The following is a 14,808-nucleotide window of genomic DNA, read 5'->3' on the forward strand; positions in this document are numbered from 1 at the left end:
AAAAAAGCGTCCCGTTGTAGCGGGACGCTTTTTTATAAAGACAATTGTGCTAACGCGTTCGTATTACTGTTTTACCAATTGCTTCTCCAAAACTTCCAGTGAAACGCCCTTTGTTTCCGGCACTTTGGTTAACACCCACACTAACTGCAAAGCCATCATAAAGGCAAGAAAAGCGAAAATGGGCCAGGGATTATCTTTAAAAATGCCGTTCTCTCCATCCAAAAAAACTGGTGTGATCAAGGTAATCAAAGCGGCAAATACCCAGTGTACTGACGCCCCGAATGATTGTCCTAAAGCTCTTACGTTGTTGGGGAATATTTCAGCGATGAACACCCAGATCACCGCACCTTGGCCAATGGCGTGTGAAGCAATAAACAGGAGCAAAAATGTCATTAACACGCCGGCACTGGCATTGTCTGCAAAACACCAGGCAACAGCAGCAAGACTTATTATATAGCCCAGTGATCCAATAACCAACAACGTCTTTCTTCCTAATTTATCAATAAGGTATAAGCCTAAGAAGGTGAATATAAGATTGGTGCCGCCAATGGCGATTGAATTAAAAAGCGAATCTTTAGCAGCAAGGCCTGCCCGTTCTAAAATCTCTGGTGCATAGTACAAGATAAAGTTGATGCCCGACCATTGGTTAAAGAATGCCACTAAAAACGCCAACCACATGACCTTGCGGTATTTTCGATCCAATAGGTTCTTGCTGTGACCAGTTGCAGCTTCATGCTGATGGCTCTTTACAATCGTTGTCACCTCAGCATCTACATCCACAATGCCTAACTTAGACAATACCTGTTTAGCCTGACTGCTTTTGTTCTTTTTTGCTATGAGCCAGCGCGGACTTTCGGGTATTCCAACCACCAGTAAAGAATATATGATAGCAGGAATTGCCAAAACACCCAGCATATAACGCCAGTCATCGGCACCACCCACTCCTTTTAATAAATAATTAGAGAGAAAAGCCAACAGTATTCCAAAAACAATATTGAATTGATAGAGTGCTACTAATCGTCCGCGGTTGGCAGGCGTAGAAATTTCAGAGATATAAGTAGGTGCTGTCACAGAAGAAACACCAATCCCGATGCCACCAATAAAACGAAAAAAAGAAAAACTGTAAGGGTCAGGGGCCAATGCTGTACCCACAGCAGAAAGCGAGAATAGAATACCAATCCAAATCAGCACGTTCTTTCTCCCATACTTATCTGTTGGTATCCCACCAAAAATAGCACCTAATACTGTCCCCCATAAAGCCATTGACATAATAAAGAAACCGTGAAACCAAGGAGATGTGTGCCAAAGTTCCTTAATAGGCAAGTTGGCGCCGGAAATAACAACGGTATCAAAGCCGAAAATAAATCCCGCCAATGCAGCTGTGAGGGAAATGCGCATAAGATAGCCTGCTGCACCGGCCGATGTATTTTTTTCCAGAACCGCCCGGGTAGCTTGATTTGCTTCAGTAAACATACTTTGTAATTTATAAGTTGGGTAAGCGGATAAACAGTGCGTTGTTTTACTATTCTATCTGAACCCATCAAAAAAAGGTAATTATAATTGAATATGATGTAGTTAGTTAGCTAATAATGCTTACATAAACAGCCCTTTTGTAAGAAGTCACATAGTCTCTTTTTTAGGATAAGGAGTCATAAAAGGAAGCGTATTGATCCAGTAATAATTCCGCACAAAAAGCATTACCCGCTGTCCCATACACCTATTTGATATCTCTTCACGCTATGTTCCTTTATAAATGTTGACACTTTACCTACAGCCAAATCCTGAATTATATAAACTCTTTTAATAATTATATAACAAGCTGCTCTGTTAACGCAACTACTTTTGCGGCGGATTAAACCTACTGCTATGTTAAAACACGGATTTATGAAAAGAAGACCAAAACTGACGATTCTCTTTTACTTGTTATTTTTCTCACTATTAGCCGTTCCGGCTCTTGCGCAGGAGAAGTTCACTCTTAGTGGAACAGTTACAGCGCAACGAACTGGCGAAAAACTACCAAGTGCCACAATAACTGTAAAAGGAAGAAATGCAGCCACGTTCACAAATGAATATGGCTTTTACTCTCTCACTTTATCAAAAGGAACGTATACCCTTGAGTATTCAGCAGTGGGATTAGCTATGCAAACCATTACACTGACGCTGGATAAGAACCAATCACAAGACATCAGTTTAGCAAACAAGGAACAGGATCTGGAAGGCGTAGTAGTGGTGGCCAAAAAAAGTACACGTAGCTTAAGCAATCCTCAAATGGGCGTTGAGCGATTAAGCATCAGTGAAATCAAGAATCTCCCTGTTTTGCTAGGTGAACGCGATGTATTAAAGACCATACAACTACTTCCTGGCATCAAATCGGCTGGAGAAGGTGGCAGTGGCTTTTTTGTACGTGGTGGAGCGGCAGACCAAAATCTTATTTTGTTAGATGAAGCCACTGTTTATAATGCATCGCATTTACTGGGTTTCTTTTCCACTTTCAATTCAGATGCTATCAAAGACATAGCGGTATACAAAGGCGGCATGCCAGCCCAGTATGGCGGGCGTCTTTCTTCCGTACTGGATATCAAAATGAATGAAGGCAATAACAAAGACTACGACGTTAGCGGCGGCATTGGCCTGATCTCTTCCAAGCTGAATGTAGAAGGCCCGATTCAAAAAGATAAATCTTCTTTCCTGGTTTCTGCCAGAAGAACCTATGCCGACCTGTTTTTAAAACTGTCGCCTGATTCTACCATTAACAAGAACAAATTGTATTTCTATGATCTGAATACCAAGCTGAATTACAAACTGGGGAAAAACGATCATCTGTACCTCTCTGGTTATTTTGGCCGCGATGTACTGGGCTTCCAGGACAAGTTTGGCATCAACTGGGGCAATGGTACCGGCACATTGCGCTGGAACCACTTGTTCAACAGCAAGTTGTTTGTGAACACCTCGCTTATTTTCAGCAATTACAACTATAAGATCAATATCAAAAATGAAGCGAACGACTTCACCATCTTCTCCCAGATTCGCGATCTCAACCTGAAACAGGACTACCAGTGGTTTGCGGGCAGCCGCAACACCATTCGCTTTGGCTTCAACTCCGTTTACCATATCATTCGACCTGGCGAAGTAAGGGCTTCTCAAACTTCCGAAATCGATGACTTCTTCTTACAAAAAAGACGCGCCTGGGAAAACGCTGCTTATATCTCTAATACCTGGAAGGCCTCCGATAAGCTCAATCTTACCTATGGCTTGCGCACTACAGCATTCAGTGTATTGGGTGAGGGCAACTATTATACAATTGACAACAATGGGAAGGTAATCGATACCATGAGTTATAATAAAGGAGAGATTGTAAAGACCTATGTAAACGCAGAACCCCGCATAGCGGCAAGCTATCTATTGAATGCCTCATCATCCATAAAAGCAGCCTATGTACGTAATGTGCAGAACCTGCACCTGGTCTCTAATTCCACTACAACCAGCCCCACAGATAAATGGGTAGCCAGTTCAAATATCATTAAACCCGAAGTGTCGGACCAGGTATCGGTGGGTTATTATAAGAACCTGGCGGCCAACCAATATGAGCTAACGATTGAGGCCTACTATAAGGACATGCAAAATCAAATTGACTACCGCAATGGCGCTGACATCTATACCAATGATGCGATTGAATCACAATTGCTGTTTGGGAAGGGAAGAGCGTATGGCATCGAGTGGCTTTTGAAGAAAAAAGAAGGCCGCTTCAATGGCTGGATCAGCTATACCCTTTCCAAAACAGAGCGAAAATTCGATGGCATCAACAACAATAAGTGGTTCAATGCCCGCCAGGACCGCACGCATGATATTGCCATTGTAGGTTCCTATAAACTCAATGACAAGTGGACACTTTCGGCCAACTGGATCTTCTACACTGGTGATGCCGTTACCTTCCCTACCGGAAAATACACCGTTGATGACCGTGTAGTTTTCTACTATACTGAACGCAATGGGTACCGTATGCCCAACTATCACCGCCTGGACTTAGGTGCTACCAAGCAACTAAAAAAGAGAGGTCGCTATTCTTCCGAGTTAAGCTTTAGTCTTTACAATGCGTATGGCCGGGAGAATGCGTACACCATCAACTTCCGGGAAAGTGAAGACAACCCGGAGAAGACCGAAGCGGTACAAACCACGCTTTTCAAATACGTGCCTTCCATTTCTTACAACTTTAAATTCTAAGACCATGAACTATATACTATACTTCTTTATCACCATACTTTCTGTACTCTTTTTGAGCTCTTGTGAAAAGGTCATTGATGTAAGTGTGGCTGATGCTGATAAACAATACGTCATCGAAGGCATAATCACCAACGAGGCAGAAGGCTGCCAGGTGAAGATATCAAAAACGAAGTCCATTAGCGAGACCAACAGCTTTGCAGGTGTAACCAGCGCACAAGTAAAAATCACAGATGAAAATGGGACAGCAACCACTTTAACAGAAACCAGCACGGGTGTGTATCAAAGCAGCTTAATAGGTGTACCCGGCAAGCGTTATAGTCTGCAGGTAAACATTGGTGGCAAAACCTTTAGCGCCACCTCTCAAATGCCGCAACCCGTTTCGATAGACAGTCTTTATGTTTCGTCAATGAACTTTACCAATGAGAAGATGTATTATGCCAATGTGGCAATCATGGATCCAGTAGAAAAAGGAAATGCCTACCGGTACGTACAATACGTAAATGGTGTAAAAGGAAAAGATGTATTTCTGCAGAATGACGACATCTCTAACGGAAAGAAAATTACCAACTCCTTATATGGCCGCGACAACGATAAACTTAAAGTAGGCGACCAGATACGCGTAGAACTGCTATCCATCGATGCCGCCGTTTATAAGTTTTGGCTTACCCTATCGCAAAGTGCTACAGGCGATGGCAATTCAGCTTCTCCTGCTAACCCGGAGAGCAATATTAATGGCGGTGCCTTAGGCTACTTCAGTGCACAGGCTACCACCTCTAAAACGGTAACAGTAGAATAAGTCATTGTAAATAGCAAAACGGCAATAGATACACAATTCCATATTGTTTAGTTATGATTAAAGCCCTCTGTTTATACAGAGGGCTTCTATTTTTCACTAGTGTCGCCTTTTGCTTATGAAAAAGAAGACCTATGGGTTTATTCGATACCTATAATTATGCGTTCACTACATTAACCGGTTTCCCCTCCAAAAATGCAGCTATGTTTTTTACAGCCACATCCATCAACCGGGTCCTTGCTTCTTTTGTAGCCCACGCAATATGAGGTGTGATGATACAGTTTTTAGCAGACAGCAACGGGTTGTCTGCCGATGGCGGCTCCATGGACAGTACATCAATACCAGCACCAGCAATCACACCCGTATTCAAGGCATCAGCTAAATCTTTATCCATCACTAATGGTCCCCGGGAGGTGTTGATCAAAAAAGCTGAACGCTTCATCCGTTGCAGGTTGCTCCGATTGATCAACCCTTTGGTTTCAGCTACCAACGGCGTATGCAAGCTTACGATATCCGATTGATCCAACAACCCCTCTATAGATGCCCATCTAAAGTTTGTTCGATGTGTTTGTCCTTTTTGCGTTCGGCTGGCACCAATGATATTCATTCCAAAGGCTGTTGAAATATCGGCAACCTGTGAGCCAATATCTCCCATACCAATAATACCAATGGTTTTCCCTGCCAGTTCGATCAAGGGATAATCCCAAAAACAAAAATCCTTCGATTGAGACCACTTCCCTTCTCTGACACTATCGCTATGTTTTTGTACATGATGACAAAGCTCCAGGATCAAGGCAAAGGTTAATTGAGCCACCGATGCCGAACTATAACCTGGTACATTGGTCACGGGGATGCTTTTCTGTTTGGCCGCTTCCACATCAACCACATTATAACCAGTAGCTAAAACGCCTATATACTTCAACTGTGGCAACTGCTGAATATGACTTGCATTCAATACGGTTTTATTGGTCACCAGTATTTCCGCCATTTGAGCGCGTTCTAAAACCTTATCAGCCGGTGTTCGATCGTGAATGGTCACATCACCTAAGGATTGCAAGGCCGACCCATCCAGATCACCCGGATTTAAGGTATAGCCATCCAACACAACTATCTTCATATTACTATTTTGATCTTTTCCAAAGAAACGACATTCCTAAACGTTATTCATTTCATATCCATACAAACGAAAGATCAATATCCTAATTAACCGACTCCGTTGCATTGGTTTTCTTTTGATGCTTATTCTTCTTTGCAAAAGCCCCCAGATCTTTATACTTCTTGTATAATTCCTGGTAAACAGCACGCTTATTTTCTTCAGGATAGTATTCTTTTTCATAGCCTGAATGCATGGCAGCTTGCGCATCTCCTATTGCAGGATACACACCAGCTGCCGTAGCCGCAAACATAGCTGCCCCCAAGGCACATGCTTGTTCACTTTTTACAACAGCGATGGGCAGCTCAAGGATATTGGCAAGCGTTTGCATTACAAAGGCCGCTTTCTTTGATAGGCCGCCTAAGGCAATCACTTTGCTGATCGTCACACCTTCTTCTTCATAACGCTCCACAATGGCTTTTGATCCAAATGCAGTAGCCTCTACCAACGTCTTATATATACTCACCGCATCCGTTCCAAGATGTATTCCAGAAATCATACACTTCATATCCAGGTCCACATCTGGTGTACGGCGACCATTGATCCAATCAAGCGCCACGGCATCGGAAGCTGTTACTGGTAGAGTGGCTGCTTTATCATTCAGTGTTGGCAATATTTGTGCAATCATTTTATCAATCATGCCTTTAGGCAACGTATCACCAAAAAGCGTTCTTACAGGAAATGACAGTAACTGACTGAACCATTGAAAGAGATCGCCATAGGCCGATTGTCCGGCCTCCATAGCCAACATGCCCGGAATAATAGAGCCGTCTACCTGTCCACAAATTCCTTTTATGCAAATACCTTCAAAAAGAGATGTGGGAGCAATCAACATATCGCAGGTAGATGTGCCCATCACCTTTACCAAATGGAAGGGTTCGATCTTAGCGCCAACAGCACCAAAATGCGCATCGATGGCACCTACACCTACAACTACGTTTTCAGATAACCCTAACCGCCTACTCCATTCAGCAGACAATGTACCTGCTGCATGATCGGAAGTATAGGTTTCGGTATATAGACGAGAACGAAGTCCTTTCATGCGAAAATCCAAAGCCGACAAAAATTTGTCCGACGGCAGCCCGCCAAACTCCTCATGCCACATGGCCTTATGGCCCGCGGCACAACGACCTCTTTTGATAGAGTGAGGGTCTGTGTTTCCTGTTAGTAAGGCCGGTATCCAATCGCAATGCTCCAGCCAGGAATAGGCCTTAGCGGCCACCGCATCATCAATGCGTATCGTATGCAGGATCTTTGACCAGAACCATTCAGAAGAATACAAGCCACCGGAATATTTTGTATAATCTACTTCCCAAGTCCTGGCCAGTTCGTTTATTTCCCGCGCTTCTTCATTGGCCGTATGATCCTTCCAAAGAATAAACATGGCATTGGGATTGTCGGCAAATTCGGGCAACAAGGCTAAGGGAGTGGCCTTTTCATCCACAGCTACAGGCGTTGATCCTGTTGTATCCACAGAAATACCCACCACTCCACTCTTAACCGTATCCGAAACCTGACTAAGCACTTGTGTAATCGATGCTTCCAAGCCTTCTATATAATCCAGCGGATGTTGCCGGAATTGGGCATGCGCCGGATTACAATACAACCCTTCTGCCCACCGCTTATAGCTATGTACAGCCGTAGCTACCTCCTCGCCGGTATGTGCATTCACTAATAAAGCACGCACCGAGTCGGTCCCAAAGTCGACACCAATAACATATGAACTCATAAAGAACGCTTTTTACAATGATTCGTTTCCAAACTTTACATCACCACAAAAATGAACATCGATACCTAGTTCAGCCAGCGCAGCTGCTTTGATACGACAGGCGCGATGTGCCTGGTCCAAATCGAGAGTATATACTACATGAATATGATTGGCCTTGTGCCTGGCCATCATTTGATCCCGGCTTACACCATGCAGCACCGCATGCATTATAGGCCATTGGGATGTGGTCTCTTGCCAACGGCGTTGTGTTTCCTCCTCTGGTAAGGCTACTACTTCACCTACACCCAAGTCGCACTGCAAACGATTATCCATTACATAAATGCGGCTCCATACAATAGCTCCCGGCTTACTAACACCTTTTAAGCTGCCACCGCCCAAGCGGAAGTACATGCTAGGCTGACGTTCACTACTGGCCCCTTTATATCCATCAATAAAGTGTGCAGGAGGCGCTGCACCTGAGATGAGGAATACCCATACAAAGGCATCAATCCCATTTCCTTTATAATGTTGACCCCAACGCAAGTCGTGCAGTGTGTTCTCTCCAGGCATACCCATCTCGCGCCATAGATGATACGTCACTAAGGCATCAATACCGGCACATTCATCTACTTCATTGAAGTGCGGCATCGCTTCATTGGCGTATAGCAATCTGCCATCTTCTGAAAACGCAGGTGGACGTTCCTGGTTGTTCAATAAGCCCTCTACGAGGTCACTGGCTACTGTTAGATCTTTTAACCCTTGCTGGTATTGAATACCGATCGTATCACAGCCAAACTCGTCGGCAATACGTAAGGCCGCGATATACATTTTACACTGCTCCAGCGTTTGTTCTTTTGTCAATTCTTCAGCACCATTGGTTCCCCAATTAAAGCGCATACCCTTTTGCACCAGCCAGTCCAGTACTGCGGCAGCTTCTTCATCTTTTACGCTCAGCATACGCGCATATAAAGTAGCCTGGCTCAAGCGTTCTTTGAATATGCCAACATCATGTAATAGTGCATCAGGCACAATGGCATTATACATACCCATACAACCCTCATCAAAAACGCCCATTATGGCTTTATTGTGTTTCAGGCGCTGAGCAAATGAGCGGCCTTTATGCTCTTCCTCTCCAGGTATCTTTACTAAGTCATAGCTAACTACATGGCTCTGATCATGCTTGATAACACCAGTGTCTAACCATTCCTGTAAACCATTTACAAAAAAGGGATCATCAAAGGTTTCACTCCACAGCGTGCTGTATTCAACGCCTGCTTTTGTCAGTGAGCCATTCATATTTAACATACCTACCAATCCTGGCCACATGCCGCTCCAATTTGCTACGGTAAGAATGGGGCCCTTGTGCGTAGACAAGCCTGCTAACACATGATGGGTATACTGCCAAACACTTTCAGCCACCACAATAGGCTGATGAGGGTTGATGTTTTTAAACGCCTCAATTCCCATTCTCTGAGAGTCAATGAAACCATGCTTTTTTACCGGATCATATGCGTGAGCCCGTTTAATGGTCCAGCCTTGCATTTCAAAAGCGCGGGCCAATTGTAATTCCATTTCTTCCTGGGCAGCCCAACAACTTTGATTGGCGGAAAGTCGCAAATCGCCACTGGCAACCAGTAAAACCTCATTTTCTTTAAACATGGTAGATGTGTATTAAAAAAGTTGAATAATTGATACTAACAGCAAAAGGTTGTTGAACCGGAAGGATTAAAACGCCAGAAGCGTTCTCTAAAAGAGATAGCAAGCCATCCGTATAGCAACATCGTTTGCAAGCTTTCGCCCACTCGTATAGAACATTTAGAAGTTCCATCTATTGAACACAAGTGAGGGAGTGTATTCTTACAAATATCCTAGGAATGCTAAGGGGATTTCTACCTGTTTTTACCAACTTACTATACGATCTTATCATAAGCTGGTTCCATCATATTAAATAATCCAGTATATTTAAAAAGGCGGTGATCTGCTACTACCGGCACCTCGTTCTTGTGTATGCTATAGGGGTTGTAATAAACAAAGCCCCTGATCTGCCTGTAACATTTTTAAAAAGATCGTATTCAAGCACTTATGAAGCCACATTTTCACAAAGTTCCTGTGAGCTTGCAAAGCTCATTCAGTATCCGCCACGACGTACAGCGCTGTTTTCCAACAACCTGGCACTTGCATCCAGAATTGGAACTGCATTATGTTATTAAAGGCGAAGGGGTTCGCTTCATTGGTGATAATATCAGCAACTTCTCACCGGGCGAGATCTTATTTATGGGTCAGAACCTGCCCCATACCTGGCGGTGTAAAGAGGAATATTTCCAGGAGGCCTCCAACCTGCAAGTGGAAGCCATTGTACTACAGTTCTTACCTACTTGCCTGGGCAAAGATTTCTTAAGCCTGCCTGAGGCTTACCTCATTCCAAAACTGCTAGAAAAAGCAAAGAGAGGCATGGTACTGGGCGGCAAATCAAAAGAGAAAATTGGCGAGTTAATGTTTGCCGCATTGCAAGCCACCAATCTTGACCGCATTATACTACTGCTCTCCATTATTAAAATACTGGCGGAATCAAAAGACTACCATTCAATTTCTTCACCACATGCCTTTTATAAATCAGACGATGTAGAAACACAACGATTGAATACAGTTTGCGCCTATACGCTGGCCAATTACAAGAAAAACATTACCCTTGAAGAAATAGCCTCCATCAGCAACTTAAGCGTTACTTCGTTTTGCCGCTATTTCAAACAAATGACCAATAAGACCTACAATGATTTTTTAACAGAGATCCGTATCAGTCATGCCTGCCGGCTATTGATTGAAGACCGGCTTCCAACAGAACTGATTTGTTTTCAGTGCGGCTTTAATAACATCTCTAATTTCTACAGGCACTTTAAAAACATTACTTCATTAACACCTTTAGAGTACAAAAGGGAGTATTTAAAAATGCCGGTAAATGCCTAACCTCCGATAGCTATAGGCCAGCAACATCCAATAGGAAAATGTGCAGGTATTTACCTTTCTCGCCTTTCGTATAACGGTTATAGGCAAGTTGTTTTCCGTTATTAGACCAGACCACCCCACCTACAGGGCGCTCTTCATCCGAAAAGGATGGTAGCAATTGAGTGGTTTTACCAGTAGAAAGTTCTGTTACGTACAAGGTATTATTTCCTATATAGGCCAGCTTGGTATCATCAGGACTAAAATTGAACATGCCCTGAATGGAAAACGCATTATGCGTTAGCTGTTTACTATCGCCTCCATTGGGAGACACACAAAAGACTTGGATATGTCCATTTTCATCAGAAGAAAGAAAGGCAATGATTGATCCGTCTTTCGTAGAACGCAACCAATGTCTCGGGCCCTGCACGCCGTTATTCGTATAGGTAACGCGGCGTTGTGTAACGCCTGCCGGAACATTAGGTCGACTAGTAGCTGTTCCCTCCAGTGGTTTACCGGGACGCTCTTGCCTGATATCGTTTGGCAGATCAACAACAAAGACTTCCGTTTTCAAGTTTCCGTCCTTATCGCGTACATGCCCTTGAAAAGCAATAGCCCGCTCTTGTCTACTTCCGTCTTTATGCACATAGCCACTCTTGCCAATCCAGGTTTCATCAAAAGCTTTTTCAATTTCATCGGTGCCCCACCTGGGTTGTTCTGTAACTTCAGTAACAATAGCCGAAAACATTTCGCCTGTAAAATTCTCTGCTGAATCAGCATCGGTTACTTCTACCCGAGCTGGCATCATCACACCCACTACCCGCAGGTCTTTTATGGATTGATCTACCAGGCTGTGTTGCTCCAATACATAGTCGTTATAGGTATAGCTTATCCACCGACCATCGCCACTGAACGAGTGTGCATGTGTACCACCACGCAATGCGCCCTTCGTAAAAGGATGGTCCACATCACGGGCATCCATTGCAATTGGTTTTAACGGATTCGCTATATCAATGCCAATACAGGAACGTCTTGCAAAACCGTAAGGCTGTTTCTCATTGGCATTGGTTAAACCACGAAGAAAAATCACCCGATCCTGGATAGGAGAAAAACTGGCAGCACCAACGCCCGGGCCAAACGCTGTTTGGTTTTCGGTATGATATACGGGCTTTACTTCACCCGTTTCTACATTCACAATACCAATGGTACCGGTGCGACTAATATGTGTATCCTCATTTCTTGTGTCAAAAACAATCCATTTATCATCTGCAGAAAAGCATTGCGTATGGTTGATGGTAAATCCATGTTCGCCATACGTCAATTGCTTCTCCTGCAGTGCATGACCTCTCAAATCATCCATAGCTTGCGTATTAAAAAGAAGTAAAAATAAGAAGGGATAGAACTTTGCGCTTAGCATCAGGCAGGCACTTCCAACTGAAGCGTTCTTTCCAGCTCCAGATATTCGTTTAATAAGGCATCTATTTTCCTTGTATCAACTATTGCTGCAGATTGACCAGGGATACGAACCAGTGTAGAAATATTCAGACCTTGCTTTTGCAGGCAATACTTGGCAGAGAGTGGATAGTGATCGTGCATGACATCCATATGCCGAACAAAAAACTCCTGAACCATTGCCACTTCTGCTAGCAGTTCCGGCTTATCATAATTATCACACAACCATACAATCAATCGTGGGAAATAATTACCCTGGATGCAGGAGAGCCCTGCAGCACCCGCTTTTAGTGATTTCACAGCGTTCACCATATAGGCGTCATACAGTCCAAAGCTATGCCCCTCACCTGCTTTGATCTTCTCACGTACTTGTGTAATATCCAGGCAGGTATCCTTATGATAAGTAACCCGTCCTGTTTTTACAAATAAGGCCAGCTGTTGTGCCGATAGTAAGCGTTTATAGGGAACAGGACATTCATAGAAACCGATAGGAATATCTTCTGTCGCCTCTAATAGTTTAAAAACTCTTTCATTAAAAACCTCATCACTTTCCTGCTTTTCTGCAATGATAGAAGTAATAGCAATTACAGCCTGTGTGCCCGTATCATTTATCCGCTTTATGAACTCGGCCTGCTTTTCTAAAGTCTTATCAAATGTACCTGTAGCTACCACAGGCACTGTTCCGTTAGCCACTTTTACCACATGCTTTACTACATGGATTCTTTCTTCTTCGGTCAGCTCATACATTTCACTGGAAAGACAGTTGGCAAAAAGTCCCCTGGCACCTGCCTGCAGGTAATATTCTGTTAATTGGGTTAGCCCATCATAGTCAACTTTACCTGTTGCTGTGTATGGTGTCAGCATAACAGGAATAAATCCTTTGTTCATAATTATTTTTTTCAAGGTGTTGAAATCAATTAGAGGCATCTACCCTCTACATACTTGTTTCTAACTCTACAACTTGTAGTGGTTCCTCTTTACGTTTTCTTTTTGATTGTGTAAGTGCAAGACCGATCAGGAAGATGGTGAGTGTTCCCACCACAATGGTCATATTTGTATGCAATGGATTACGTAAGAACTCATACTGTTGTGGCAACTTAGCGGAAAAGGTTAACCATAAGATTACCACAATGCCTATGATCGTAGCCGTTAGTGCTTCTGCATTTTTAGTTTGGCGGCTAATAATACCAAGAAGGAAAAGACCCAGCATACCACCGGCAAATATGCCAGAGAGCTGCCACCAGATATCTAACACACTTTTTACGCCAATCATAGCCAGCCCTGTACACAAACCGAATAAGCCGAATACCACTGTGGCAATATGAAGTGTTCGTAAGGTGCGAGAATCAGACAGGTTGGGTTTAAAATAGCGTTTATAGATATCAACTGTAAATACCGTTGCTGATGCATTCATACCCGAACTAATGGTACTCATAGCCGCTGATAACAGCGCGGATACAACCAGACCTAATATACCTGTTGGCATTTTACTTACCATAAAGAAGGGCATTACTTTATCACCATAATCTTCAGGTCGTAACGAAGCGGCCATCTGGCTGATCTGTGCAGATGTAGCCGCAGCACCTAATCGTTCTGCCGCCACCTGCTGTCGTACAGTTTCTATTTGTTCCGGATGGATCTGGTAATAGGAATAAAGGGCGGCTCCAATGATGAAGAACAAAAGTGACGCGGGTACATACATGGCCACACACAGCCATAAGGACCGTGACGCTTCCTTTTGTGAAGCCGCCGTATGATAGCGCTGCACATAATTCTGGTCCATCCCAAAATTATTCAGGTTGATAAAGAACCCATAAAACAGCACCACCCAGAAGGTCGATTCTACAAAATTGGGTGATATACTTCCCAGGCCGAACTTTTTATCACTAACTCCAATCTCTATCATTTTCGACACACCACCTGGCATATCGGCAATAATCAAATAGAGGATCAATAGGGCACCTAATGTTTTGATAATGCCTTGTATTACTTCCGTCCATATAACAGCTTCCATACCCCCTAATACGGTATACAAAATGATGCAGGCACCCATCACCACCATGATGGTAGACATCGGGTAGCCAATCAAGGCCTGTAGGCTCAAAGCAATACCAAAGAAGATGGAACCCATTCTTGCCAACTGGGTCAGCAGGAAGCACACCACGGTATAGGTACGGGCCCATGGTCCAAAACGATGTTCAAGATGCGTATAAGCCGATATTTCGCCAGATTTACGATAGAAGGGGACAAAGTATTTAGAAGCTACCCAAGCTGCAAAGGGCATAGAGATACTAAAGACAAATGCATTCCAGTTACTGCCAAATGCCTTACCCGGTACACCCAGGAATGTATTACTGCTCAAAAAGGTAGCATAGATAGACAACCCAATGGCCCAACCAGGAATAGAACCTGATGCCTTTGTAAATTGCTCGGCACTTTTATTTTTCCGGGAAAAATAAACGCCCACCACCACCATGGCCAACAAGTAAAGGGCAATTATCGAAAGGTCTAAAATGGGAAGATTTTTCATTCAAGAGAATT

Annotated in this window: 10 protein-coding genes; 3 read left to right on the forward strand and 7 right to left on the reverse strand. The window is 43.6% G+C overall.

Features of this window, described 5'->3' with window-relative positions; translation table 11 throughout:
* Nucleotides 1-63 precede the first annotated feature (63 nt).
* Nucleotides 64-1,473 carry a sugar porter family MFS transporter gene (locus SY85_RS11645; protein ID WP_071890986.1) on the reverse strand — a complete coding sequence of 470 codons (1,410 nt, stop codon included), beginning with the start codon at nt 1,471-1,473 and terminating at the stop codon, nt 64-66.
* 411 nt (nt 1,474-1,884) lie between these two features.
* Here SY85_RS11645 and SY85_RS11650 point away from each other — a divergent pair, with 411 nt between their 5' ends.
* Nucleotides 1,885-4,221 (forward strand): TonB-dependent receptor, encoded by a 2,337-nt coding sequence (locus SY85_RS11650; protein ID WP_066409644.1) that lies wholly within the window; start codon nt 1,885-1,887, stop codon nt 4,219-4,221.
* Between the two features lie 4 nt (nt 4,222-4,225).
* On the forward strand, nt 4,226-5,017 hold the full coding sequence (locus SY85_RS11655) for a DUF4249 domain-containing protein (protein ID WP_066404657.1): 792 nt from the start codon (nt 4,226-4,228) through the stop codon (nt 5,015-5,017).
* A gap of 154 nt (nt 5,018-5,171) precedes the next feature.
* Here SY85_RS11655 and SY85_RS11660 read toward each other — a convergent pair whose 3' ends face one another.
* The 3 genes from SY85_RS11660 to SY85_RS11670 all read right to left on the reverse strand — a co-directional run bounded on the left by SY85_RS11660 (nt 5,172) and on the right by SY85_RS11670 (nt 9,534).
* Complete coding sequence (locus SY85_RS11660) at nt 5,172-6,131, reverse strand: D-2-hydroxyacid dehydrogenase (protein ID WP_066404659.1); 960 nt, start codon at nt 6,129-6,131, stop codon at nt 5,172-5,174.
* Between the two features lie 82 nt (nt 6,132-6,213).
* Nucleotides 6,214-7,896, reverse strand: a complete 1,683-nt coding sequence (locus SY85_RS11665) for a ribulokinase (protein ID WP_066404661.1) — start codon at nt 7,894-7,896, stop codon at nt 6,214-6,216.
* 12 nt (nt 7,897-7,908) lie between these two features.
* Nucleotides 7,909-9,534 (reverse strand): fucose isomerase, encoded by a 1,626-nt coding sequence (locus SY85_RS11670; RefSeq protein WP_066404666.1) that lies wholly within the window; start codon nt 9,532-9,534, stop codon nt 7,909-7,911.
* A gap of 423 nt (nt 9,535-9,957) precedes the next feature.
* Between SY85_RS11670 and SY85_RS11675 the strand changes: the two genes are divergently transcribed.
* Entirely contained in the window at nt 9,958-10,839 is an 882-nt protein-coding gene (locus tag SY85_RS11675; RefSeq protein WP_066404668.1) for an AraC family transcriptional regulator, read from the forward strand.
* Nucleotides 10,840-10,849: 10 nt separating this feature from the next.
* Here the strand turns inward: SY85_RS11675 and SY85_RS11680 are convergent, their stop codons facing one another.
* The 3 genes from SY85_RS11680 to SY85_RS11690 are packed head-to-tail and all read right to left on the reverse strand — an operon-like array spanning nt 10,850 to nt 14,797.
* On the reverse strand, nt 10,850-12,175 hold the full coding sequence (locus tag SY85_RS11680) for a DUF3748 domain-containing protein (RefSeq protein WP_193408757.1): 1,326 nt from the start codon (nt 12,173-12,175) through the stop codon (nt 10,850-10,852).
* Nucleotides 12,176-12,231: 56 nt separating this feature from the next.
* Nucleotides 12,232-13,155 carry a dihydrodipicolinate synthase family protein gene (locus SY85_RS11685; protein ID WP_066409650.1) on the reverse strand — a complete coding sequence of 308 codons (924 nt, stop codon included), beginning with the start codon at nt 13,153-13,155 and terminating at the stop codon, nt 12,232-12,234.
* Nucleotides 13,156-13,201: 46 nt separating this feature from the next.
* A complete protein-coding gene (locus tag SY85_RS11690; RefSeq protein ID WP_066404670.1) occupies nt 13,202-14,797 on the reverse strand; it encodes a sodium:solute symporter family protein in 1,596 nt (531 codons plus the stop codon).
* Nucleotides 14,798-14,808 lie beyond the last annotated feature (11 nt).

This window comes from Flavisolibacter tropicus (assembly GCF_001644645.1).
GTDB lineage: Bacteria > Bacteroidota > Bacteroidia > Chitinophagales > Chitinophagaceae > Flavisolibacter > Flavisolibacter tropicus.